The sequence below is a fragment of the Sphingomonas phyllosphaerae genome (assembly GCA_036946405.1).
Lineage (GTDB): Bacteria > Pseudomonadota > Alphaproteobacteria > Sphingomonadales > Sphingomonadaceae > Sphingomonas > Sphingomonas phyllosphaerae_D.
Window position 1 is genome coordinate 3,051,977 of record JAQIJC010000001.1, and the last position, 24,336, is coordinate 3,076,312.

A 24,336-nucleotide genomic window follows, 5' to 3' on the forward strand; every position below is an offset into this window, starting at 1 on the left:
GTCAGAAGTTGGTGGTGAAGGCGACGCGGAAGCTGCGGCCGAGCACGTCGTAAAGGCTGCGCGACGTCTGCGGATAAGCGGGCGTGTTGTTGCCGTCGGGGCCGTTGCCGACCAGCAGCGGATCCTTGTCGAGCAGGTTGGTGACGATAAAGGTCAGCGATCCCTCGCGCCCGCCCGACCGCAGCTTCACGCCCAGCGAGGCATCAAGGTAGAAGGCGCCACCAATATTGTTGTCGTTGATCGTGCGGTAGCGCGTCGTCGAGGTCGGGCAGCCGCTCGTGCACTCGATATAATCGTTGCCGTAGACGCCGGCGCCGAATCCGCGACCGACGAGGTTGAGCGTGAAGGCGTCGAGCTCGTAGAAGGCGCTGACGCGGTAGCGCCAGCTCGGCGACGAATAGGTGCCCGACAGGCTGCCGCCGTTGACCCCGGCATAGTCGACCGGGAAGATCCCGTTGTCGATGACATTCTCGATATAATGCGTCACCGCGCCGTTGATCGTCAGCCGGCCGGGCAACGAGGAGGCGATCTCGGCGAGGTCGCGGCGATAGCTCACCGCGATGTCGAAGCCCTTCTCCACCTGGCTGGCGAAGTTGAACGGCTGGATCACGATCGAACTGAGCGCACCACCGGAATAGACGATGTTGTCGCAATATTGCGTCGTTCCCGAATAGCAGAAATCGACGGTGTTCTGCGCCGTGATCGTGCCGATCGCGTCACTGATGCGGATGTCGTAATAGTCGAACGAGGCGGTGAAGCCGGGCAGGAAGCGCGGCGTCGCCACCGCGCCGACCGTCCAGCTCTTCGCCTTCTCGGGATCGAGCGCGCGATTGCCGACGGTGTTCTCCAGGAATTGCTGCGATCCCGTAACCGGCGCGTTGGCGGGCAGGATCACGGTGTTGGTGCGCGCGGTTCCCGCGGCGAACAGCTCCTGTAGATTGGGCGCGCGGATGTCGCGGCTGTAGGTGCCGCGGAACTTGATGTCCGGGATTGGCTCGAACGTCGCGCCCGCCTTCCAGGTGAACACCGACCCCGACGTGGAATAATCGGTGTAGCGCCCCGCGACGTTGACGTTCAGCCCGCGCCACAGCGGCAGGTCGATTTCGATGAAGCCTTCCTTGACGTTATAGTCGCCGCGGTTGACCAGGTAATTGCCGTACAGCCAGCCCGAGCTGAACTGCGGGTCGACCTTGCCGTCGATCTGCTCCTTGCGCCATTCGCCGCCGAACGCGATCGCCGCCGCGCCACCGGGCAGATCGAACAGCGTGCCGCTCATGCTCGCCGAGGCGACGTCCTGCTGGATTGACTGATCGCGCTGCGGCTGCGCCGTCCCATAGATATAGCCGAGCGCGGCCGCGGATGGGCCGTCGGTGCCCAGCCGGTCGATCGGCACGCAGCCGTTGCCCGGGTTGGTCAGCGTCGAGCGGCAGACGATCTGCCCGCCCGACAGCACCGCGTCCTGCGCCAACGCCATCCGCGCGTTGTTCCAGGTGTTGGTCAGTTCCTCATGCGACTTGGTCAGGCCGTGCTGGTAATAGACGTCCCACGACCAGCTGCGGTCGAAGAGGCTCAGCTTGCCCTTCGCGCCGCCGACATAGCGGTAGACGTCGCGACGGTTGTCGCTGCCGGGCACCGGGAAGCCGGCGTTCGAGGTCCCGATCGTCAGTGTCGACACCCCCGCCGCCGCCATCCTCGCGGCGACTTCGGGATATTGCGTCAGCAGATAGGCATTGTCGGCACGGATGGTGACGCCGGTGCTCGGCGTCTGCTGGTAAAAGCTCTGCCCTTCGTAGCGATTGAACGATACCTGCCCGTAGATCTGCACGTCGGGGGTTACGTCGAATCCAACCCGTGAGAAGAGGCTGATGCGCTTTTCGTTAGGCAACAGCGAGTTGGTCCCGACATGCCCGGCCAGCGTGGTGCGCCAGTCGCCGCCGACCATCCACGGCGAGGAGGTCGCGTTGGTGGTGCCGTAGTTAAGCTGCCCGGTGGTGCCCGGCTGAAGGAAATAGGTGCCACGCAACGGCCCCGAGGTGACGAGCCCGCCAGCGGTATAGGTGGCCGGTCCGAAGCCCTCTCCGACCAGCCGTTGCGGCAGGCCGTTGCCGGGCGTGTAGGCGGGATTGTTGATCTGGAAGTAGCCGCGGTCGTTCCAGTCACGCGCGATCGTCGCGACGCCATCTTGATGAAAATATTCGGCGCTGGCGAGCAGGTGGAGTCGGTCACCTGCAAGCGATTTCCCGACGGTCGCGGCGAAGCGGTAATTGTGCCCGTCGCCGCGCTCGGTGATGCCGGTATCGGCAGCGAATTTCACCCCGCGATATTTTTCGTCGAGGATGAAGTTGACGACCCCGCCGACCGCGTCCGACCCATATTGTGCCGATGCGCCACCGGTCACCACCTCGACGCGCTCGATCAGGTCCTGCGGGAAGGTGTTGACGTCGACCACACCATTGACCGCTGACGCAACCGAGCGCTGGCCGTTCAGCAGCACCAATGTGCGTCCGGCGCCGAGCCCGCGGAGATTGACCGAGTTGATCCCGGCAAGGCCGTTTGACAGCGAGCCGGAGCTGTTCGCCGCGGTACTGCCCTGCGCGATCGACGGCAATTGGTTGACGAAGTCGGACACGTTGGCGGGGCGCTGCGCGGCCAATTCGGCGGCACCGAGCACCGTGACCGGGGTGGGCGCACTATAGCCGTCGCGGACGATGCGGCTGCCGGTGATGACGATGTCGTCGGACGGAACGTCGTCGGCGCCGGTATCCTGCGCCGCGGCCATAGCCGCGGCGTCCGCCGTGACGCCGCCCCCCATCGCCCCGGTAGGTGGCGCGAACGACACGGGCACCTGTGCCGCGGCGACTCCGCCCCAAATCGTTCCTGCCGTTCCCAGCAGCAGCATGTTGACGCGGCGCGCCGCGTTGCGCCGCCGCCGCGCCGTGGCTGATGTTGCCTGCATGTCCGAACACCCCCGAGAAGAATCGACCAGCCCTGCCGCCATCGCTCTCCCCGGCCTACGGGTCGTCTCGTGTGCGCCTTGCGAGGCACGATCCGGGCGGCCCGACTTGCCCCGACTTTAGCGGGTGCAACCGTGTCGACGGGGCGTTCCGCGCAACATTGCTGCGCACGATGCCCCATCGATGATCATAAGCTTGCACGTAAGGGGGTGGGCGATCCTCGGAAAAATCACTCGGTTTTCACGCCCCTGTGATGATTTCCGGCGTGTAAGGAAAAGATCGTCAGCGAATCCTGCATAAGTACCGGATCGGTAACTTTCGTACCGGTGCAATCGTATGCGGCTGGCGAATCCCGCTTTTCGGATCGCGCACGGTCCCGACGAGCGCCCTCTGCAACCCGTCCTCGCGAGCGCCACAGCCGGATCGACCGCCACCGGAAAACCGCTCTATTCGAAGTTCGGCGCGACGGAAGGCCGATAATCATCGTGTCGGCTGGTCAGCCGTGAGGAGGTTTGGCGTCGGTCGGTCCTAACGTTCGAACACCACCGGCGGCACGCCGCGGCGGGCGACCTGCCGCATGATGAAGCTGCTGCGGATCTTGGCGACGTACGGCAGGCGCGACAATTCGCTACGATACACCCGGTCGTAATCGTTGAACGAGCGCACGTGCACCATCATCACGAAATCGGTGTCGCCCGACACGAAGCTGCAGAAACTCATCGACGGGCATTGCATCACCGCCTCCTCGAACTCGATCAGCGCATGCTCCGCCTGCGAGTTCAGCTCGATCGAGACCAGCACCATGATGCCATAACCGAGCCGGTCGAGATCAAGGCTGGCGGTATAGCCGGCGATCAACCCACGCTCCTCGAGGATCTTGCGCCGGCGTGCGGTGGCGGTGCTCGACAGATTGACCCGCTCACCGAGCGCGACATCCGACATCCGCCCGTCCGCCGACAGTTCGCCGAGCAGGCGGCAGTCGGTCTGGTCGATCTCCGTTGTCGTGAAATCCATCGCATACCCCCGCATTCAGCGTCTGAAACCATCAAAGACGTCGAGGAAATTGATCGAAAGAAACGGGATGCGCAACGCCATCTGTGTTAGCGTTCATTAACTCGAAGAATAAAGGGGCCGCATGACCACCATCGATCGTCTTCGCCGCGCGCTTGGCGTGTCGCTGCTCCTGACCGCCGGCACAGGCGCGATCGGCGCGTCGGCACAGCAGCGTGCCGCCGTCCCGCCGACGCTGCTGCCGGTGGTTGTCGATCGCGAACAGGGCAAGGTGCTCGTCACTTTGCCGCGCCCGGATGAGGACGGCGTATCGGGACGCTTCCTCTACGCCACCGCGCTCAAGACCGGACTCGGCTCGGCGCCGATCCGGATCGATCATGGCATGGTCGGCGACACACAGTTGCTGGCATTCCGCCGCCTCGGCAGAAAGGTCGCGGTCGTGTTCGAGAACCCGCGTTATCGCTCGTCCGGCGATGCGCTCGAGCGAAGCGGCGCACGCGCCGATTTCCCGTTCAGCACCGTGGCGATGCTCGATGTTGCGACCGTGGCAGCGGACGGCGCCGTCACGATCGACCTCGCGCCGTTTCTGGTCCGCGACACGATGCGGCTCGCCGACCGGCTCAACGCCGAGGCAAAGGGCTTCAAGCTGATCGATGCGCTCAGCGCGGTCGATCCGGGGTCGGTCAAGGCGTTCCCCGACAATATCGAGGTGGAGGCGGTGCAGACCTATGGCTCCGACACGCCGGGCAAGGAGGTCGACACGATCGCGCCCGACGGGCGGCAGGTGAGCTTCACCGTCCACCATTCGCTGGTCCGATTGCCCGCCCCCGGCTTCGTCCCGCGAAAGTTCGACATCCGGTCGGGCACGTTCGCCACCCCGGTCTACGAGTTCAACACGCCGCTCGGCGCGCCGGTGTTGCAGCAATATGCGAACCATTTCCGGATCGAGAAGCTCGACCCCGGCGCGGCGCGGTCGCGCGTGCGTAAGCCGATCGTCTTCTACATCGACAACAAGGCTCCCGAGCCGATCCGCAGCGCGCTGATCGAAGGCGTGTCGTGGTGGAACCAGGCCTTCGAGGCGGCCGGCTATATCGATGCCTTCCAGGCCCGCGTGCTGCCCGCCGACGCCGATCCGCAGGACATCCGCTACAATGTCGTCAACTGGAACGAGCGCCAGACGCGCAGCTGGTCCTATGGCGGCGGCGTCACCGATCCGCGCACCGGCGAGATCATCAAGGGCAATGTCGTGCTCGAGGGACTGCGGCTGCGCCAGGACATCTGGATCTTCGAGGGCCTGGTCGGCCTCGCTGAGGAGAACAAGGGCACCGCCAACGATCCGGTCCGTGTCGCGCTGGCGCGAATCCGCCAGCTCGGCGCGCACGAGGTCGGCCACGCGCTCGGCTTCGCGCACAATTTCGCCGCGAGCACGCAGGATCGCGCCTCGGTGATGGACTATCCCTTCGCCAAGATCGCGCTCAACGGCGACGAGATCGACCTGTCCGACGCCTATGCCAGCGGCATCGGCGCGTGGGACAAGTTTACGGTCGACTGGCTCTATGGCCAGCCTGCCGGCACCGATCCCGACGTCACCGCCGCGGCCAAGGCCGAGGCGGCACAAGCCGCGGGGATGCGCTACCTCACCGACATCGACGGGCGCGACTCGAGCCTGGCGGTGCCGGGCGACAGCATGTGGACCGAGGGCACCGACTCGGCCGCGGACCTCGCGCACGTGATGGCGGTGCGCCGCGTCGCGCTGGCGCGCTTCGGTCCGGGCGTGCTCCACGCCGGCGCGCCGCTCGCAGACCTGCGCCGCAGCTTCGTACCATTGTGGCTGTTCCACCGCTACGCCGTGGCGGCGATCGGCAAGACGCTCGGCGGGGTTCACTATAGCTACGCCACCGCGGGCGACAGCGCCCCGCCCCCGACACGCGCGACCGCGGCCGAGCAAGGCGCGGCGCTCGACGCGCTGATGGCGACGCTCGCCCCTGCCGCGCTCACCGTGCCGCCCGCGCTGGCGCTGACGCTGTCGTCGGGCGTCAACGGCAGCGCTGACCCGCAATATGACAATGAGGTGTTCGACACCGCGGGCGGCGCGGTCTTCGATCCGCTGGTTGCGACCGACGTCGCGGCGCAGGTCACGCTCGAGACGCTGCTGTCGCCATCGCGGCTCACCCGGCTCCACCTCCAGCACGCCGCCGACCCAGCGCTTCCCGGCGTAGAATCCTTGCTCGACCGCCTCGACCGCGACGTGGTGGCGCGACACGACGATGCGGTGGCGCAGCGGATCGCGCTGCGCACGGTCCTGGCGATCGCCGCCGCGGCGCGCGCGCCGGCGACCGCCGGCGACGTGACCTTGCGGCTCGACGCCGCGCTGCTGGCGACGCGAGAGCGGCTCGCGCGCGACAAGCGCGACCCCTGGGCGCAAGGCGTGGCGCGGTTGCTCGGCGACAAGGGCGCGCTCGACCGCGCGCTCGCGCCGGCGTCGCGCTCCGCGCCCGCGATCCCGCCGGGCATGCCGATCGGGTGAAAGGCCCGCACTCGAGAACAAGCTCTCTCGCGTTATATCGCTGGCGTCCCGGGCGCCCTTGGCGATCATGGCGCGGCGACTAGCCTGCAGCCGTTGCGCCGGACGAGCGCCCCGGTGATCCTGTTCCAGTCGAGGTCGCCCCCGGGCCGACCGCAATATCGCGGCGGGCATCGCTTCTTATCCGTCGCTGTTCACCGACTTGTCGAAATCGGACGGCGCCATTCTTCGGCAAGCGGGTTGCGCCTACAACTCCGCCAGATACTCCGCCGCGATCCGACGCGCCTCCTCTGCATCGAAGCTGTCGGGCGACAGGCACAGTTCCAGCCACAAGCCATCGACCAGGGCCGTAACCCCGATCGCGGCCAATCGCAGTCGCTCTGCAGGCACGCCGCATTCGGCCAGCAAGCCCTCCAGCCGCGTGCGGAACCCCGCATAATGTTGCTCGTGCCGCGCCAGCATTGCCGCGTCGCCGCGCGCGAGACTCCAGAGTGCGAGCCATGTCGCGAGCAGCGCCGGATCGGCGATGGGGGCGGCGAAATTCGCGGCGACATAGGCGCCCAGCCGTGCGCGGGGTGCAGACCCTGCGGCATCGACCGACGCCTCCAGCGCCGCTGCGACCCGCGCCGCGACATGGTCATAGGACGCGGCCACGAGACGATCGACCCCGCCGAAATGATGCGTGACCAGCCCCGGCGACACATTGGCCGCCGCCGCGATCGTCCGCACCGATGCACCCGCCGCGCCGCGCTCTGCCAGCACCCGCACCGTCGCCTCGATCAGGTCGCGCCGCCGGTCGTCAGGACTTGCGCGCTTGCTCAACGCCCTACCTTGTTATACGATCGTGCAACAAGCACGCGAGAACCTCCTATGCTTCGTTCTGCCGAGCAGCCCACCGCTGATCCGACCTGCGCCGATCCGGATGCGGACTGGAGCCTGCCCGGCTGGCTCTACACCGATCCCGAATATTATGCGCTGGAATGCGCACGCGTCATCCGGCCATCGTGGCAGATCGTCTGCCACGAAAGCGACCTCGACCAGCCCGGCGCATGGCGAACGCTGTCGTATCTGGACGAGAACGTCGTCGTCGTCCGCGGCGTCGATGGCGAGATCCGCGCCTTCCACAACGTCTGTCGCCACCGCGCGATGCGGCTGGTCGAAGGCGATGCCGGCTGCGCGCGCAAGCTGGTGTGCCCGTACCATGCCTGGGCCTATGAACTCGACGGACGGCTGAGCGGCGTACCGATGCGCCGCGACTATCCGGCGCTCGACATGGCGGCAACCGGGCTCGTCCCCGTCGACATTGACCGCTGGCGCGGCTTCGTCTTCGTCCGGCTGGAGGACGATGGCGGCCCGCGTGTTGCCGAGATGATGGCCCCCTATGACCACGAGATCGCGCCCTATCGCTTCGCCGACATGCGCCGGATCGGCGACGTGCGGCATCGCGCGCGGGCGGTGAACTGGAAGAACGTCGGCGACAATTATTCGGACAATCTCCACATTCCGGTCGCGCATGACGGGCTGACCCGATTGTTCGGCAAGAGCTATGCGATCGAGGCGGCGGGGTGGGTGGACAAGATGTCCGGGCAGCTTGCCGATCGTCCGTCCGACGATCCGTGGGAGCGCTTCTACCAGACGCATCTGCCGCGCGTCGATCATCTGCCCGAGGCCAACCAGCGGCTGTGGCTCTATTACAAGCTGTGGCCGAACATGGCGTTCGACATCTACGCCGACCAGATCGACTTCATGCAATGGCTCCCGCTCACGCCCACGACCTGCATGTTGCGCGAAATGACCTTCGCGCTGCCGGACACACGCCGCGAGATGAAGCTGACGCGCTACGCCAATTGGCGGATCAACCGCACCGTCAACGCCGAGGACACCTGGCTGATCGAGCGGGTGCAACAGGGCATGGCTTCTTCCAGCTACACCGCCGGCCCGATCGGCGCGAGCGAGGTATGCCTGCGCAGCTTCGCCGCCAAGATCCGCGCGCGCATCCCGGAGGCGCGCCTCCACCGCGCGCCGCCGCCGGGCTGGTCACGCACCTCGCCGTCGCCCCTGCGCAGGCAGGGGCCCATGGCTGTCGAATGAACGAGGAAGGTCCGACACAGACGCGCCGCTTCTGTGTCGGGACGGCAGGACACACGAAACAGACATGGGCCCCTGCCCGCGCAGGGGCGACGGGGGAAAGATGACGGACAAGTACGACGCACTTATCATCGGCGGTGGACACAACGGGCTGGTGTGCGCCTTCTACCTCGCGCACGCCGGGCTGAAGGTCCGCGTGCTCGAACGTCGCCATGTCGTCGGCGGCGCGGCGGTGACCGAGGAATTCCACCCCGGCTTCCGCAACTCGACTGCCAGCTACACCGTGAGCCTGCTCCGCCCGAAGGTGATCGCGGACATGAAGCTGCACGACCGCGGGTTCCGGATCATCGAGCGGACGATCAGCAACTTCTTCCCTTTCCCCGACACCTATCTCACGCTCGGCGGCGGGATGCAGCGTACGCAAGAGCAATTCGCGCGCTTCAGCCGCCGCGACGCCGACGCCTATCCCCGCTACGACGCCGCGCTCGAACGCGTCGCGCAGGTGCTGCGCGATCTCGCGCTCAAGATCCCACCCAACGCCGGCGGCGGGCTGGCGGAGGTCGTTGCGGCGGCGCGACAGGGCTGGCCGCTGGCCAAACTCGACATCGAAGCGCAGCGCGATCTTCTCGACGTCTTCACCAAGTCCGCGCGTGACTTCCTCGATGGCTGGTTCGAGGACGACCACGTCAAGTCAGCGTTCGCGTTCGACGCGGTCGTCGGCAATTTCGCGGGCGTCTCGACCCCCGGCTCGGCCTATGTCCTGCTCCACCACGTCTTCGGCGAAGTGAACGGCAAGTTCGGCGCCTGGGGCCATTCGGTTGGCGGCATGGGCGCGATCACGCAGGCGATGCAGGCCGCCTGCCTCGATGCCGGTGTCGAGATCAGCCTCGACGCCCCCGTCGCGCGCGTGTTGGTCGACGGCGGCAAGGCGGCCGGCATCGTGCTGGAAGGCGGCGAAGAGATCGCCGCCCCGATCGTCGCCGCCAATGTCGGCCCAGCGATGCTCTATCGGCAGATGATCGACGCCAGCGACATGCCGGAGGATTTCCGCCGCCGCGTCGCCGGGTTCAAGACCGGATCGGGCACGTTCCGCATGAACGTCGCGCTCAGCGAATTGCCCGACTTCACCGTCCTGCCCGGCAAGGAACGCGCCGAGCACCACACCGCCGGGATCATCATCGCCCCGGGCCTCGATTACATGGACCGCGCCTTCGACGACGCGAAGGTCTACGGCTGGTCGAAGGAGCCGATCGTCGAGATGAAGCTGCCCACGACGGTCGACGACAGCCTCGCCCCGCCCGGGATGCACATCGCCAGCCTGTTCTGCCAGCAATTCGCGCCGCAGCTGCCCGATGGCCGCAGCTGGGACGACGCGCGCGAACAGGTCGCCGATCTCATCATCGACACCGTCGACCGCCATGCGCCCAACTTCAGGAAGTCGGTGATCGCGCGGCAAATCCACTCGCCGCTCGATCTCGAACGCAAGTTTGGGCTGATCGACGGCGACATCTTCCACGGCCGGATGAGCCTCGACCAATTGTGGTCGGCGCGGCCGGTGCTCGGGCATGGCGACTATCGCGCGCCGATCCACGGCCTCTACATGTGCGGATCGGGCACGCACCCGGGCGGCGGGGTGACCGGCGCGCCGGGCCACAATGCCGCACAGGCGATCCTCGCCGACCGCAGCCTTATCGGGCGCTGGCGGCGGCGCGCCTGACCCACCAATAGACGGGGATGCCCGCCAGCAGCAGCAGCAGCGCCCAGACGTTCGCCTCGATTCCGAGCCCGTACGACAGCCACGCGATGAACGCGGCCGACGCGATCCCCGCGGCACGCCCGCTTGCATCGCCGCGCAGCAACGCCACGCCCGACAGCGCGCTGACGAAATAGGCGAGCATCCCCGCCGCCAACGATACCGCAGCGACGAACGCAAACAGGTCGCCCATCCCGCGCGTGTAATTGGCGAGCGTGACGCCCGTCACCAGAACGCCCGCCAGCACGTGCGCCCGCACCGGCACCCCCGCTTCATTCTCCCGCCCGAACCAGCGCGGGAACACCCCGCCGCGCGCCATCGCCCGGGGCACCTCGCCTTGCAGCAGGACGAAGCCGTTCAGCGTTCCCAGCGCGCTCACCGTGGCGAACAAGGCCACCACCTGCGCGGTCGCGCCGCCCATCGCGCTCCCGAGGAAGTCGGCGATCGGCGCAGGCGAAGCGGCGACCGACGCGCGCGGCATCAGCGCGGTGATCGCGCCCGAGACGATCAGATAGATCATGCCGACTGCCGCAGTTCCGATCAGCGTCGCGCGCGGCACCGTCCGCGCCGGGTTCTGCATCCGGTCGGCGGGCACCGTCGCAGATTCGACGCCGAGAAACCCCCAGAAGGTCAGCGCCGCGGCGCCCGCGATCGTCCCGGCCGCAAGCGGCACCGGCGCATCCTGTATCACTGCCGCATCACCTCTGGTCAGCAGCAGCCAGCCGGCGAGCAGCGCCACCGCGGCAAGCGGCACCAGCTTCAACACCATTGTCACCAACTGCACCCGCGCCGCCGCCGCGACCCCGCGCACGTTCACACCGACGAACACCCACACCATCGCCACCGCCGCGATCGCCGCGTGTGGCGCAATCGCGGGGATGGCGACGCTCAGCGCACTGACCGCCGCGACCGCCACCGCACCGTTTCCCGCCCAGATCAGCGTCCAGTAACTCCACGCCGTCGCGAAACCGACCGCCGACCCGAACGCTGCGTCGGCATAGGCATAGGGGCCGCCCGCCTGCGGCACCGCCGCCGCCAGCCGCGCTAAGACGAACGCCAGCGCCATCGCACCCGCGATCGTGATCACCCAGCCGAACGTCGCATTCGCGCCGAACGGCGCCAGCGTGGCGGGCAGCAGGTAGATCCCCGATCCGATCAGATTGCCCATCACCAGTGCCAGCGCACCCCAGAAGCCGAGCGCTCCCTGTTCTTCCAAGGGCTTGACGCTTGATCCGGTTGTCTTGCCGTGGTCTGCTCGTCCGTCCATGCCCAACCCTGCCCGTTTCCCTGCCCTGCTAGTCGACGCCGCGCTGGCGCTCCACGACAATCGGCTCGACATCGCCGAGCCGTTGCTGCGCAGCTATCTGAAACGCGACCCCTTCGATGCACGCGCGATCCGGATGCTGGCAGAGCTGGCGGGGCGGATCGGACGCAATCGCGATGCCGAAACCTTGCTGCGCCGCGCGCTCGAACTCGCCCCCGGGTTTACCGCCGCCCGCGCCAATCTCGCGATCGTACTCTACCGCCAGAACCGCGCCGTCGACGCGCTTGCCGAACTCGATACGCTGCTTGCCGCGGAGCCGGAACACCTCGGCCACGCCAATCTCAAGGCCGCCGCGCTCGGCCGGCTCGGCGGGTTCGATGAGGCGATCGCGCTGTACGAACGCGTGCTCGCCGCGGCCCCCGCGCAGCCGAAGGTGTGGATGAGCTACGGTCATATGCTCAAAACAGTCGGGCGGCAGGCGGACGGCGTGGCGGCCTATCGCCGCACGATTGCCTTGCGCCCGGACTTGGGCGAGGCCTGGTGGAGCCTCGCGAACCTCAAGACCGTGCGCTTCGACGATGCCGATGTCGCGGAAATGACCGCTGCGCTAGGCGACCCGGCGATCACGACCGAGGACCGGTTCCACCTCGACTTCGCGCTCGGTAAGGCATGGGAGGAGCGCGGCGACCCCGACCGCGCCTTCGCGCATTATGCCGCCGGCAACGCACTGCGCCGGACGCAGATCGCCTATGACGCCGACGAGACGACGCAATTCGTCGATACGGTCGTCGCGACCGCCACCCCCGGCTTCTTCGCCGCCCGGGCCGGCTGGGGCTGTCCCGCGCCCGATCCGATCTTCGTGCTGGGAATGCCGCGCGCCGGATCGACGCTGATCGAGCAGATCCTCGCCAGCCACCCGCTGGTCGAGGGCACGACCGAATTGCCCGACCTGCCCGCGCTCGCCCGCCGCATCGCCGACTATCCCGCCGGGCTCGCGGCCCTCACCGCCGAGCGCGCCCGCGCTTTGGGGGAGGACTATCTCCGCCGCACCGCGGTCCAGCGCCGCACCGACCGTCCGTATTTCGTCGACAAGCTGCCGAACAACTGGGCACATGTCGCACTGATCCGGCTGATCCTTCCCAATGCCACGATCATCGACGCGCGGCGCGACCCGCGCGCCTGCTGCTTCTCGAACTTCAAGCAGCATTTCGCGCGCGGTCAGGGCTTCAGCTACGCACTCGACGACATGGGGCGCTATTACCGCGACTATGTGCGGATGATGGCGCACGTCGACGCGGTGCAGCCCGGCCGCGTTCATCGCGTGATCCACGAACAACTGGTCGATACGCCCGAGCCGCAGATCCGTGCGCTGCTCGACGCCTGCGGCCTCCCGTTCGACGCCGCCTGCCTGTCCTCGCATCGCACCGAGCGCGCGGTACGGACGGCCTCGTCGGAGCAGGTGCGGCAGCCGATCTTCCGCGGCGGCGACCGCGCGTGGCGGGCGTTTGCCACGCATCTTCGGCCGCTCGAGCACGCGCTCGGCGACGTGATCGACTGTTATCCTCTTGCTCCCGGGCCCGCCTCGCCAGCGTGACAATTTCATCACGCCAAGCATTTAAGATAAAATGTTTCTTGTCCGGATTGACCGCGCCGCTGCCGCGCTGCAGCATGTCGTCACATAGTCGCAACAAAGGGGATTGTTGTGGTGGTCAGCTTCCGTCGTCGCGTGCTCGTTCCGTTGCTGGCGTCGGCGGCGTTTGCAATGCCTGCCTGGGCGCAGACCGGCTCCGGCCAGACCACGACTGCCGACACGCCCTCGCAACAGCCGACCGCCACTACGACCGACGGCGACATCATCGTCACCGCGCAAAAGCGCGACGAAAGCATCCAGAATGTGCCGATCAGCATCCAGGCGATCGGCACCCGCCGGCTCGACCAGCTCAACGTATCGAACTTCAACGATTATACCCAGCTGCTGCCGTCGGTGGCGTTTCAGTCGTCGCAGCCGGGCGTGACCACCGTCTATATGCGCGGCGTCGCATCGGGCGGCGACGGCAATCACTCGGGCTCGCTACCCTCGGTCGGCGTGTACCTGGACGAGCAGCCGGTGACGACGATCGGCGGCACGCTCGACATCCACATTTACGATATCGCGCGGATCGAGAGCCTCGCCGGGCCGCAGGGCACGTTGTACGGCGCGTCGAGCGAGGCGGGCACGATCCGCATCATCACCAACAAGCCCGACACCGCCGGCTTCTACGGCCGTGTCGATGGCGAGGTGAACATGCTGCGATCGGGCGGCATCGGCTACACCAGCGAGGGGATGCTCAACATCCCGTTCGGTGAGCGGGTCGCGCTGCGGATGGTCGGCTTCTACCAAAAGGACGCCGGCTTCATCGACAACGTCCCCGGCACGCGTCGCTTCCTGCCGGAAGCGGGCGGGATAAGCGTCGACAATGCCGCGTTCGTCGAGAAGGACTATAACGACACCGAGACCTATGGCGGCCGCGCCGCGCTCAAGATCGATCTCGACGACAATTGGACCGCGACGCCGACCCTGCTCTACCAGGAACAGAACAGCCACGGCAGCTACGGCTACGATCCCAAGGTCGGTGACCTTGAGGTGCAGCGTTTCTACCCCGAATATCGTCGTGACCGCTTTGCTCAGGCGGCGCTGACGATCGAGGGCAAGCTCGGCAACTGGGACGTCACCTACGCCGGCGCGCTGCTCGATCGCCGCGCGGTGCAGTCGAGCGACTACACCGATTATTCCGAAGCCTATGACTCGCTCTATTCGGCGGTGGGCGGGCTCGCCGGCTATTTCTATTATCAGGACAACGCCGGCAACACGATCGATCCGCGCCAGCGCGTGATCGGCCGCGATCATTTCAAGAAGCTCAGTCAGGAGGTGCGCGTGGCCTCGCCGGTCGACCAGCCGTTCCGGCTGGTCGCGGGCGCCTTTTATCAACGGCAGAGCAACCTGATCTTTCAGGATTACCAGATTCCCAATCTCGGATCGCAGGTGTCCGTCAACGGCTATCCCGGGACGCTGTGGCTGACGCGCCAGCACCGCGTCGACAAGGATTATGCGGTGTTCGGCGAGGCGAGCTACGATCTGACGCCGAAGCTGACGCTCACCGCGGGCGGGCGGGTCTTCATCTACGACAATTCGCTGGTCGGTTTCTTCGGCTTCGGCCGCAATCCCGGCGTCGACCCGGATGATGGCCGCCCCTACACGGCCAGTCCGTTCAACGCCGCCGGCAGTTCGCGCACCGGCGTGGCGAGTTGCTACATGGCGGGCGGCGGCACGCTGCGCGACGCCTATCTGAATGGCGGCGACACGACCGCCTTCCTCACCACGCCCGATGTCGGCGCGATCCCGTGCGTCAATCTCGGCGTCCCCGATGGCAACCGCGTGGTGCCCAAGCGCGCCGATGGCCAAGGCGTCACCTATCGCTTCAACGCGACGTGGAAGCCGACCGACGCGGTCCTGCTCTACGCGACCGCCTCGCGCGGTTTCCGCCCAGGCGGCATCAACCGCCGCGGCGACGTCGGCGACTATGCCGCCGACTTCCTGACCAATTACGAGATCGGTTGGAAAACCACGCTACCGGGCGGCACCGTCCGCTTCAACGGGGCGGTCTATCAGCAAAATTGGGATCAATTTCAGTTCTCGTTCCTTGGTGAAAACAGCTTCACCGTGATCCAGAACGGACCCGATGCGCGCATTCGCGGCGTCGAAATGGACACCAACGTTACCCTGGGCGGCCTTTCGCTGACCGCGGCCGGCGCGTATACCGACGCCAGGACGCGCACCGAGCTTTGCGACTCCGTCGATTGCGCCGCGGATGGCGCGAAGGTGCTCGCCCCCGCCGGCACCCGCCTGCCGATCACACCGCGCTTCAAAATCAGCGGCACGGCGCGTTACGCGGTGCCGATCGGCACGGTGCGCGCCTACGTACAGGGTTTGATCGCACACCAGAGCTCCGCATCCTCGGACCTGCGCGTCGACAAGGCCGCGGCGCTGGGTCGGTTGCAAGCCTATACCAGCGCAAACCTGTCGATCGGCGGCGAGCTGGCGAACTACACCTTTGAGATTTTTATACGAAATCTCTGGGACGAACGCGGCCAGATCTCACGCTTCCAGCAATGCGGCGCGTGCGACCAGCGCCCGTACATCGTCCCGATCGCGCCGCGGACGATTGGCATCCGGGCAGGCGCGAAGTTCTAGCGGTGATCGGCGCAGCGGGGGCCGGGCGATCGGAGATTGCTTCCTCCGTTGCACGATGCGGCGGTGATCGTCGTCGACAGGGTCGCGCACTCGCTGGACGTCACACGACGCCTCGGCGCGGACGAGGTAGTCGACGCGAACGACGGCGATCCGGTCGCCGCGGTGCACGACTTCGCGCGCAGACAGGGAGCGGACGTGGTCTTTGAATGCGTCGGCGGCTTCGACGAGGGTGAGATTGCGATGCCTTTGGAATGGCAGCGCATCCAGACGTCGAAACTCCGGCTTCGTTCCAGCGCCAGCTTCGCGATGCACGACATCCGCCCCGAGGAGGCCGAGGTGCTCGACCTGATCGCACGCGGCGTGCTGAAGACACAGGAACTGATCACGCATCGCTTTCCGCTCGAACGGATCAATGAAGCGTTTGACACCGCCGACGACAAGCCGCGCACCGCGGCGATCTTTGTCGCGCTCGAGGTGTGATCGAAACCGCCCGGAATGGTCGAGCCTCCAACTCCTGAGAAGGTGCTGCCAGTATGAGCAAGACGATGAACCAGTTTGCGCCGGAGGTCCGCGAAGGGGGCAGTTCGGATGGTGCTGGATCATGAGCGTGACCACCCGTCGCGACGGGTACTTACGTCTTAATCTGGTCGGGCTTCATCTAGGTCGCGTTCGTCATCGACTCCAGCATACCATCGCCGATTCCATGAAGCGCGCGCAAAGCATCGATTTGTTCAGGCAATCGTTGCTTGAACGGGATGGTTGAACGATCATCTTTACGCATTGCCATTGCGAACGCGCTGCCGGATGATGGAGCCGGCCAGCGGGGCGAGGCGACATGTCGGACAGGCGAGGCATCACGCGAGCATTCCTTTGGCTGGCCGTCCTCGCGGGCGGACCGCTGCTGGGCGCGAAGCTGTTCGATCTCGTCGTGCTTGCCGGCGCATGGAGCGCGCATCCAGCCGCTTCGCTGGCGATGGTGCCCTATGGGAAGGCGTAGCCGGTCGATACCGGAGTCTTCTTCATCCCATTGTCGGCCGCGATGCTATTGGCAGGGTTCGGCGCACTGATCGCGGGATGGCGCACGCCATGGCGCTATCGATGGCTGCTTTGCCTGCCGTCGATCGGCATCCTGTTGCTGCTGATCCTGACGGTGGTCGCCTTCTGGCCGATGAACGCGGCGCTTTACTATCACGGCATCGGCTCGCCGAAGGACACCATCACCGATGCGCAGTCGGTTGCGATGGCGCGCCGCTGGGTCGCCCTCGACTGGGTCCGCGTCGCGGGCGCGACCGCTGCCTTCGTCGCGCCGTTGCGCGCCTTGACGCTCCCCTGGCCGCCAGCGGTGGCGCGCCAGGATCCGCCGCTGGTGCGTGCGCTGCTCGCGCTTGCGCTCCTCGCCGTGGCGGCATTTGTCATCTGGTTCGTCCTGAACCTAAGCATCGCCGCGACCAGCGCCCGGTCCGGATGACCGGAGACGATCTCGGCGAAGGTCGCTGATGGCGCGTCCTGCCCCAGCTTGAAGTGCGGCCCGCACGAGCGAATCTGCGCGCGGAACGCCACGACGTGCCGCGCAAGCCGATCGAACCGCTCGCTCATCTGCTCAGGACGCCAGCCGCCCCTCGGCTCGAATTGAACCGCGAGGCACGCGATGGCGTCGCTTGCGTCTCGATCGACTACCGAGTGGGCGTCGACGGCCGCGTGTGGCGCATCCGCCCGTCGACATGCGGATGTTACGAACCGATGCGTTCGTCGACCGCCTGGATCACGTCGATCGCTTCGTCTTCGATCCGCAAGGCGGTAAGCACGCCGGTCTTGTACGCGCCAGTGTCGATCCCGATCCGGTGAGGCAACACCGTCGCGCGATCATCTTGCCAGGTATGACCGTGCACGATCACCGCGGCCGACGGATCGGGATGGTCAAGGAATTCGGCGCGTATCCACAGCAAGTCCTCGCGATGCTGCCCCGTCAACGCCACGCCTGGTTTCACGCCGGCATGGACGAACGCATAGTCACCGGTGATCGCCATCGACTGCAGCCGGTCGAGCAAACGATAATGCGAGCTTGGCATCGCATCCAGCAGGCCATCGCGCAGCATCGTCAAGCGAGCCTTGTCCAGATCGCCGTCGGGCACGGTCAAGCCATAGGATTCCAGCGTCGCCGCGCCGCCGACGGACAGCCAGCGCGCATGCGCGGCCGGTTGATCGATGAACATGCGCAGCATCGCCTCGTGATTGCCCTCCAGCAATGTCACGTCCAGCGCGCGCGATCGCGACAGCCAGGTCAGCGCCGTCAGCACCTTGGCCGAATCCGGGCCACGATCGACATAGTCGCCGCACATCACCAGCATCGGCGTGACGCCGGGATGGCGCTCTGCGGCGTCGCGACCGATCTCGGCCAGCAGGGCGCGCAGCAGGTCGTAGCAACCGTGGACGTCGCCTACCGCATAGAGGGGACGCCCGCCGCTGCGCGCGCCGCGCCGCGGAACATGCGCCTCACGTCGGAACGCGATCATCGCCACGGCGTCCGATCAGCGGCGTCCGCATCATCGGCCAGCATGCGCAGGTCCGCCGCGACCATGTCATAGATCCGCAGTGCCTCGCGCGGACGAGCCGCGGCGACATATCGGGCGCGAATCCACTCGCTGCGATACTCGCGTAGATCACGCACCCGCACCCCGGACGAGGTCGCCTCTGCATAGGCGCGTGCCACGTCGCTTTCGGCGGCATAGAGCCGCACGTTCGTGCAGTCGATATCGCCGTAGCACGCCGCTCGCGAGCTGGCGGCGACGGCAGCGGGCGGATTTGCCGGCTCGTGCTGGATCACGCGCGGGGTGCGACGGGACGATAGGTCAGCCAGTTCGCCAGTGCCGCGCGAATGCCGTGGTTCGAGGCGCGACGGGGCGGCGGCGGTCTCGGTCTGCCCCAAGCGCTTGGCGACCACTTTCGCGCTTGCGGGCACGTCAGAGGGTGCGGCCGACGCCACCATGGCCTCCGGCAGTACCTCGGGCGGCAACGCCATTGGTTTGAGCGTTTCGCCCTCGGAGCGCGACACGGGCACCGGCGCAGGCCGGGCAGCGACCGTCTTCGGCCGTGGTGAAGGGGCAACGATGGGTGCGCCCACTGCATATTTTCCCACCACCACGCCGGTCCCGATCATCGCCGCAAAGCCGGCGGCACCAAGAAGCGCGACGATCATCGGACGCGAACGTGGTGGCTCTCCCCGCCGCGTCCCGACGTGACGATCGGCGCGGTGCAACGGTTCGTCGGCCGCACGCTGGCCCTCACCAAAAATGGCGACCATATCGTCCGCCACCTCGCTGGCCATATCGGACGAACGGACCGTCGAGTGTCGTGAGGCTGGTGGGTTCACGTTGAGCATATCGTCGCCTTTCCAGCCTCTTGCTAGCGACACCGCCGTGAACGCGCGCTGTATTCCGCGCTCAGCCACGGCTCATGCACGCGCCTTCGAGAGCGCGCCCGAAGAAATTCGTTGCCGCAGCTGTGTCTTTCGACCGTTCAGCCGTCTAATCTCGATGCGAATGGATGGACACCAACCCAGGCCCCTGTCCGGTGACCTGCTGGCGCTGTCCGGCCGGCTGCGTCCGGCGTTAATCGCCTTCTTCCAGCGGCGGCTGCGTGATCCGTCGCAGGCAGAGGATCTGACACAGGACCTGTTCTGCCGGCTGGCCGCCGGACCGCCGCATGTCGTCGACAATCCCGAAGCCTATATCTTTCGCATCGCCGCCAATCTGGTCAACGACCATTATCGTCGTGAGACGGTGCGCTCCCGCTACCACCGCCACGACGATCCCGCGCGCGAGGCCGACGTCGACCAGCTCGATGCCGCGCGCTTCCTCGAGGCGCGCGAGAGCGTCGGCCGGGTCGCCGCGGTGCTCGCCACCCTTCCGGAACGGACCCGCCACATCTTCATCCTGTATCGCCTTGAGGGCATGGCGCGGAAGGAGATCGCGGACACGTTCGGCGTCTCGGTCAGTGCGGTGGAGAAGCATATCGCCACCGCGATGCGAACCTTGCTGCGCGATGCGGGGGGCGAACGATGAACGCCGAGCGCCCGCAAAACATCGACGATCAGGCGATCGCCTGGTGCCTGCGTCTCCACGAGGGCGAATTCTCCGCCGCCGAACAGCAGGCACTCGACGCCTGGCTGGCGCAGGATCCGGCGCACCGCGCGCGCTTCGCGCAGATGCGGCGACTCTGGGATGGGATCGGTCTCGACGCACACGCCCCCGAGCTGCTGCCGCTGCGGCAGCAGGCGCTGGCGGCGGTGCAGGCGGCGGGGCGGCGGCGCTGGACCGCGCCGCGCGGGCGCGTTGCGCCATGGCTGGCGGTCGCGGCGGCGTTGCTGCTCGCGATCGGCATCACGCTGCTGCTGCGCGATCCGGCGACGCTGTACGAGACCCGCGTCGGGGAACAGCGCGCGGTGGTGCTCGCCGACGGATCGACGATGGTGCTGGATGCCGACAGCGCGGTGCGCGTGCGGTTCAGCGACGATCGCCGCGACCTGACGCTCGAACGCGGGCGCGTCAGTTTCAAGGTCGCCAAAAACCCGCTGCGCCCGTTCGCGGTGACCAGCGGCAGCAGCGTGGTCGTGGCGGTCGGCACCGCTTTCTCGGTCGAGCGGCTGTTGCGCGAGGTGCGGGTCGCCTTGTACGAGGGGCATGTCGCGGTGCTGCGCGATCGTGGCGGCGGTCCGTCGGCGCAGCTCGCGCGGGTCGCGGGCGCGCGCCAGCCTGCCGAGCAGGCGCTGACGCCGGGTCGAGAGCTGATCCTGTCCGACGACGCCCCCGACGCGGTGCTACGCGCCGCCGCGACCGGCGACCGGCCGGGCGGCGGGCAATTGGCGTTCGCCAGCGAACCGCTGTCGGTCGCGGTTCAGCGCGTGAACCGCTACAATGTCGGCAAGCCGATCGCCGTCGCGCCACAGGCCGCCGACGTGCGGGTCAGCGGCGTATTCAACACCGGCGACACCGATGCGTTCGTGCAGGGCGTGGTCGCGGCCTTCCCGGTAAAGGCGGTCGTCTCGGACCGCGACATCCTGCTGACGCCGCGCCGTGACGACCATACCAATTCTGCTCGAGAGACGTCGTCGGCGACAGGATCGCAAAAAAGTTCCGCCCTGCGCTGAGGGTTATGCATCGTCACACGTCATATTCCGGTAACCAAATAAGATGGGGGCGGTATGACCGGCAGGAGTGGATTTGGTATTATCGGCCCGCGGTCGAGCACGTTGGCGCTGGCAGCGGCGCTGCTGACCGCCGCGCTCTCCGCAGCTCCGGTACAGGCGCAACAGACCGCCGTGCCGATCGACGTTCGCCCGCAACCGCTGGCACAGGCGCTGCGCACGCTGGCGCAGCAGGCGCATATCCAGATCGTGTTCGACGAGGCACGGCTCGCGTCGCGCCGCGCCCCGGCCGTGTCCGGCACGATGCCGGTCGGCACCGCGCTCACCCAATTGCTCCGCAACAGCGGCTTCGCGGCCTCGCGCACCCAGCAGGGCGTGTTCGTGGTCAGCGCGCAGCCGGCCGCGCCCTCGCCCGCCGGACTCACCACGCTCGGGCAGATCGATCAGGGCGAGCCGGCACGCGCCGCGGCGATCGCGGGCGAGCCGGCCGCGCCGGCGCCGGCCGGTGCGGTCGACATCGTCGTCACCGGCACGCGCATCGTCCGCCCGAACCTGAAGTCCGCCAGCCCGATCACCACCGTCACCGCCTCGGAGATCAAGGCGCAGGGCGCGGTCAACCTTGAGGAAGTGACCAACCGGCTCGGGCAGGTCCAGCCCGATGCGCAGCAGAACTACCAGCAGAGCAACGGCCAGCAGCGCGGCGTCAAGCTGCGCGGGCTCGACTTCAACCGCACGTTGTCGCTCATCAACGGGCAGCGGATCGCGGGGACGGAGTCGGTCGACACCAACCTGATCCCGGTGTCGCTGGTCGAGCGCGTCGACGTACTGACCGGGGGCGCGTCGTCGGTCTATGGCTCCGATGCGATCGCGGGCGTCGTCAATTACATCATCAAGCGCAATTTCACCGGGCTGCAGCTGTCGGCCAATTACAGCTTCTACAACCACAACAATCGCAACAACGTCTCGACGCCGGTCGCCGCGCGCTACGGGATCACCACGCCGACCGGGATGACCAACGACGGCGGGCGCGCCGATCTCAGCGCCACCTGGGGGCACAATTTCCTCGACGACCGGCTCAACGTCTCGGTCTACGGCACCTACCGCACCGCCGACGGGATCCTGTTCCGCGACCGCGACGCCTCGGGCTGCCAGCTGCGCCGCGACACCGGCAATCCGCTGCGCGTCAACAACCTGATCTGCGGCGTCACCGCCGCCTCGCCCAACGGCACGCTGACCGCCAACGGCGTCAATTACTCGAACGTCACCGGCAGCCCCGGCACCTTCGCGCCCGCCGCGACGATCCCCGGCTACCCCAATCAGGGCGACCGCCTCGCCGCGCGCGGCTATGAGCGCTACAACGTCGGCGGCTTCATCAACTTCAAGGCGTCGTCGGCCGCCGAATTCTCGCTCGGCGTCATGTACCTGCGCGATACATCCGCCAACCTGCTCTACGGCCCGTACGTGCAGGGCAGCTACCGGGTGAATTGCGACAATCCGTTCCTGTCCGCCTCGCAGGCGCAGACGATCTGCGGCGCCGCCGCCGGGACCACCGCCTTCGCCCCGCTCGGCGTGCAATATGGCTTTCCGGGGCTGGCCGGCGACCGCGACAAGGAAACGTTCACCAACACGCAGACGCGCATCAACGCCTCGGTGCGCGGCGAGATCGCCGAGGGGTGGCGCTACGATATCGGCGGCGTCTACGACGAGAGCCGGCAGTTGTGGCAGCCGGGCGGCAACCCGGTCACCGCGCACGTCAACCGCGCGCTCGACGTCGTCAACGTCGGCGGCGTGCCGACCTGCCGCTCGGTGCTGGACGGCAGCGATCCCGCATGCGCCCCGCTCAACGTCTTCGTCGCCAATAATCCCGGCAGCGCCGCGCTGAGCGACTATCTGTTCAACGAGGGGCTGGGCAACAGCGACCTGCGCGCCAAATTCTACGACGTCACCGCCAACCTCACAACCGACCTGACCCGCTACGGCATCCGCTCGCCGTTCGCCGAGCAAGGGCTCGCGATCGCGATCGGCGCGGAATATCGCAAGCAGCAGGAACGCGGGCTCCAGAACGCGCGCTTCATCGAGGTCTATGGCGGCGTCGCCGACCGGTTCGCGGAACAGGACGTGGTGGAGGGCAATGTCGAGGCGCAGCTGCCGCTGGTGCAGGACGTGTCGCTCATCAAGCTGTTGCAGGTGAACGGCGGCTATCGCCTGTCCAAGTACAGCACCAATCCCGAGACCTTCAACACCTGGAAGATCGAGGCGGTCTACTCGCCGAGCGAGGACATCACCTTCCGCTTCGGCCGCAACCGCGCCGCGCGCGCGCCGGGGCTGCGCGAGGCCAACCAGACGATCAGCTACCAGAATGCAACGATCGTCGACCCGTGCGCCAGCGTCAACGGCGTCGCGCCGCTCGCCAGCCGCGAGGCGTGCCGGCTGACCGGGCTGCCCGACAATCTCTATGGCAACGGCCTCGCCCCCGGCGTCCCCGGCAGCATCCGCTGCGTCGACGACGTCTGCCGCCAGCGCAACAACGGCACTCCGATCGTGCCGGAAGACGCCCGCACCACCACCTACGGGTTCGTGCTGACGCCGCGCTTCCTGCCGCGCTTCAGCCTGTCGGTCGATCGCTACACGATCCAGGTCAACGACGTGATCAGCTACCTCGGCGCCAGCTTCGCGGTCGACGGCTGCGTCATCACCGGCGATCCTTATTATTGCACGCGGCTGGTACGCGACCCGACCACCTATCAGCTGACCAGCACCGCCGCCACGGGCGGCTATATCCAGGGCGGCAACCTCAACGCCTATCGTCTCTATGCCGAGGGCTACGACTTCCAGGCGCAATATTCGCTGCGGCTGGGCGAGCAGGCCGGCAAGCTCGACCTGCTGATGAACGGCACCCTGACCACCGATCAGGGCGGACAGGCCGCGGTCAACCAGCCGCGCATCAATTGCGTCGGCTATTTCGGCGGCTCGTGCCCGCAGCCCGCGCCGCGTTGGGTCCACAATGCCCGCGCCACCTACACGACGCAGGACGAGGTGTTCAGCGCCTCGCTGGCGTGGCGCTATATCGCCGGCACCACCGCCGGGCAGAACGGCGGCCCGAACTCGAAGCCGGAGACCGCGGTCACCGATTTCACGCGCATCCCGGCGTACAACTACTTCGACCTCGCGCTGGCGTTCAACATCGCCGACCGGCTGACGCTGACCGCGGCGGTCAACAACCTGTTCGACCGGCAGCAGCCGATCCTGACCAACACCTATGACTATGCGCTGTCGCGCGGCAATACGATCCCGCAGCGGTATGACACGCTGGGGCGGATGATCTCCGTGTCGGCGACGACGCGGTTCTGACCCCTGCGCGGGCGGCG

General features: G+C 67.2%; 17 protein-coding genes. 11 read left to right on the top strand and 6 right to left on the bottom strand.

What is annotated here, in order from left to right; translation table 11 throughout:
* Position 1 precedes the first annotated feature (1 nt).
* Both PGN12_14380 and PGN12_14385 read right to left on the bottom strand, forming a co-directional pair.
* The gene (locus tag PGN12_14380; GenBank protein ID MEH3105072.1) at positions 2–2,956 is read right to left on the bottom strand and encodes a TonB-dependent receptor; all 2,955 of its coding nucleotides are present in this window, start codon (positions 2,954–2,956) and stop codon (positions 2–4) included.
* A 526-nt stretch (positions 2,957–3,482) separates the two neighbouring features.
* A complete protein-coding gene (locus PGN12_14385) occupies positions 3,483–3,968 on the bottom strand; it encodes an Lrp/AsnC family transcriptional regulator (protein MEH3105073.1) in 486 nt (161 codons plus the stop codon).
* 121 nt (positions 3,969–4,089) lie between these two features.
* Between PGN12_14385 and PGN12_14390 the strand changes: the two genes are divergently transcribed.
* Complete coding sequence (locus tag PGN12_14390) at positions 4,090–6,492, top strand: zinc-dependent metalloprotease (GenBank protein ID MEH3105074.1); 2,403 nt, start codon at positions 4,090–4,092, stop codon at positions 6,490–6,492.
* A 243-nt stretch (positions 6,493–6,735) separates the two neighbouring features.
* Here the strand turns inward: PGN12_14390 and betI are convergent, their stop codons facing one another.
* A complete protein-coding gene (betI, locus tag PGN12_14395) occupies positions 6,736–7,311 on the bottom strand; it encodes a transcriptional regulator BetI (protein MEH3105075.1) in 576 nt (191 codons plus the stop codon).
* Positions 7,312–7,359: 48 nt separating this feature from the next.
* Between betI and PGN12_14400 the strand changes: the two genes are divergently transcribed.
* Together PGN12_14400 and PGN12_14405 are read left to right on the top strand one after the other, a co-directional pair.
* On the top strand, positions 7,360–8,580 hold the full coding sequence (locus PGN12_14400; GenBank protein MEH3105076.1) for an aromatic ring-hydroxylating dioxygenase subunit alpha: 1,221 nt from the start codon (positions 7,360–7,362) through the stop codon (positions 8,578–8,580).
* 100 nt (positions 8,581–8,680) lie between these two features.
* Positions 8,681–10,294 carry an NAD(P)/FAD-dependent oxidoreductase gene (locus PGN12_14405; GenBank protein MEH3105077.1) on the top strand — a complete coding sequence of 538 codons (1,614 nt, stop codon included), beginning with the start codon at positions 8,681–8,683 and terminating at the stop codon, positions 10,292–10,294.
* Here the strand turns inward: PGN12_14405 and PGN12_14410 are convergent.
* Positions 10,266–11,546: an amino acid permease gene (locus tag PGN12_14410; GenBank protein ID MEH3105078.1), complete on the bottom strand. Its 1,281-nt coding sequence runs from the start codon at positions 11,544–11,546 to the stop codon at positions 10,266–10,268. The two genes, PGN12_14405 and PGN12_14410, sit on opposite strands and share 29 nt — an antisense overlap.
* Before the next feature lie 49 nt (positions 11,547–11,595).
* Between PGN12_14410 and PGN12_14415 the strand changes: the two genes are divergently transcribed.
* The 5 genes from PGN12_14415 to PGN12_14435 all read left to right on the top strand — a co-directional run bounded on the left by PGN12_14415 (position 11,596) and on the right by PGN12_14435 (position 17,293).
* Complete coding sequence (locus tag PGN12_14415) at positions 11,596–13,188, top strand: sulfotransferase (protein ID MEH3105079.1); 1,593 nt, start codon at positions 11,596–11,598, stop codon at positions 13,186–13,188.
* A gap of 108 nt (positions 13,189–13,296) precedes the next feature.
* A complete protein-coding gene (locus tag PGN12_14420) occupies positions 13,297–15,825 on the top strand; it encodes a TonB-dependent receptor (GenBank protein MEH3105080.1) in 2,529 nt (842 codons plus the stop codon).
* Positions 15,826–15,888: 63 nt separating this feature from the next.
* Positions 15,889–16,305: a zinc-binding dehydrogenase gene (locus PGN12_14425; GenBank protein ID MEH3105081.1), complete on the top strand. Its 417-nt coding sequence runs from the start codon at positions 15,889–15,891 to the stop codon at positions 16,303–16,305.
* A 355-nt stretch (positions 16,306–16,660) separates the two neighbouring features.
* Positions 16,661–16,822 (top strand): hypothetical protein, encoded by a 162-nt coding sequence (locus PGN12_14430; GenBank protein ID MEH3105082.1) that lies wholly within the window; start codon positions 16,661–16,663, stop codon positions 16,820–16,822.
* 24 nt (positions 16,823–16,846) lie between these two features.
* The gene (locus PGN12_14435; protein MEH3105083.1) at positions 16,847–17,293 is read left to right on the top strand and encodes a DUF1772 domain-containing protein; all 447 of its coding nucleotides are present in this window, start codon (positions 16,847–16,849) and stop codon (positions 17,291–17,293) included.
* Between the two features lie 262 nt (positions 17,294–17,555).
* On the opposite strand, the gene PGN12_14440 is transcribed toward PGN12_14435, so the two are convergent.
* Both PGN12_14440 and PGN12_14445 read right to left on the bottom strand, forming a co-directional pair.
* The gene (locus PGN12_14440) at positions 17,556–18,338 is read right to left on the bottom strand and encodes a metallophosphoesterase family protein (protein ID MEH3105084.1); all 783 of its coding nucleotides are present in this window, start codon (positions 18,336–18,338) and stop codon (positions 17,556–17,558) included.
* Positions 18,335–19,204 carry a hypothetical protein gene (locus tag PGN12_14445; GenBank protein ID MEH3105085.1) on the bottom strand — a complete coding sequence of 290 codons (870 nt, stop codon included), beginning with the start codon at positions 19,202–19,204 and terminating at the stop codon, positions 18,335–18,337. The genes PGN12_14440 and PGN12_14445 overlap by 4 nt, the downstream gene beginning before the upstream one ends.
* Positions 19,205–19,364: 160 nt before the next feature.
* Here PGN12_14445 and PGN12_14450 point away from each other — a divergent pair, with 160 nt between their 5' ends.
* From PGN12_14450 to PGN12_14460, 3 genes are read left to right on the top strand one after another with little or no spacing between them, the layout of a single operon-like run.
* A complete protein-coding gene (locus tag PGN12_14450; protein MEH3105086.1) occupies positions 19,365–19,886 on the top strand; it encodes a sigma-70 family RNA polymerase sigma factor in 522 nt (173 codons plus the stop codon).
* The gene (locus PGN12_14455; GenBank protein MEH3105087.1) at positions 19,883–20,971 is read left to right on the top strand and encodes a FecR domain-containing protein; all 1,089 of its coding nucleotides are present in this window, start codon (positions 19,883–19,885) and stop codon (positions 20,969–20,971) included. The genes PGN12_14450 and PGN12_14455 overlap by 4 nt, the downstream gene beginning before the upstream one ends.
* 54 nt (positions 20,972–21,025) lie before the next feature.
* Positions 21,026–24,319 (top strand): TonB-dependent receptor, encoded by a 3,294-nt coding sequence (locus PGN12_14460; GenBank protein ID MEH3105088.1) that lies wholly within the window; start codon positions 21,026–21,028, stop codon positions 24,317–24,319.
* Positions 24,320–24,336: the final 17 nt, after the last annotated feature.

Excerpts from the sequence above, each read along its gene's own strand:
- PGN12_14380 (MEH3105072.1), bottom strand. The coding sequence starts at position 2,956 with ATGCAGGCAACATCAGCCACGGCGCGGCGGCGGCGCAACGCGGCGCGC.
- PGN12_14385 (MEH3105073.1), bottom strand. The coding sequence starts at position 3,968 with ATGGATTTCACGACAACGGAGATCGACCAGACCGACTGCCGCCTGCTC.
- PGN12_14390 (MEH3105074.1), top strand. The coding sequence starts at position 4,090 with ATGACCACCATCGATCGTCTTCGCCGCGCGCTTGGCGTGTCGCTGCTC.
- PGN12_14400 (MEH3105076.1), top strand. The coding sequence starts at position 7,360 with ATGCTTCGTTCTGCCGAGCAGCCCACCGCTGATCCGACCTGCGCCGAT.
- PGN12_14405 (MEH3105077.1), top strand. The coding sequence starts at position 8,681 with ATGACGGACAAGTACGACGCACTTATCATCGGCGGTGGACACAACGGG.
- PGN12_14415 (MEH3105079.1), top strand. The coding sequence starts at position 11,596 with ATGCCCAACCCTGCCCGTTTCCCTGCCCTGCTAGTCGACGCCGCGCTG.
- PGN12_14430 (MEH3105082.1), top strand. The coding sequence starts at position 16,661 with ATGTCGGACAGGCGAGGCATCACGCGAGCATTCCTTTGGCTGGCCGTC.
- PGN12_14440 (MEH3105084.1), bottom strand. The coding sequence starts at position 18,338 with ATGATCGCGTTCCGACGTGAGGCGCATGTTCCGCGGCGCGGCGCGCGC.
- PGN12_14445 (MEH3105085.1), bottom strand. The coding sequence starts at position 19,204 with ATGCTCAACGTGAACCCACCAGCCTCACGACACTCGACGGTCCGTTCG.
- PGN12_14450 (MEH3105086.1), top strand. The coding sequence starts at position 19,365 with ATGGATGGACACCAACCCAGGCCCCTGTCCGGTGACCTGCTGGCGCTG.
- PGN12_14455 (MEH3105087.1), top strand. The coding sequence starts at position 19,883 with ATGAACGCCGAGCGCCCGCAAAACATCGACGATCAGGCGATCGCCTGG.
- PGN12_14460 (MEH3105088.1), top strand. The coding sequence starts at position 21,026 with ATGACCGGCAGGAGTGGATTTGGTATTATCGGCCCGCGGTCGAGCACG.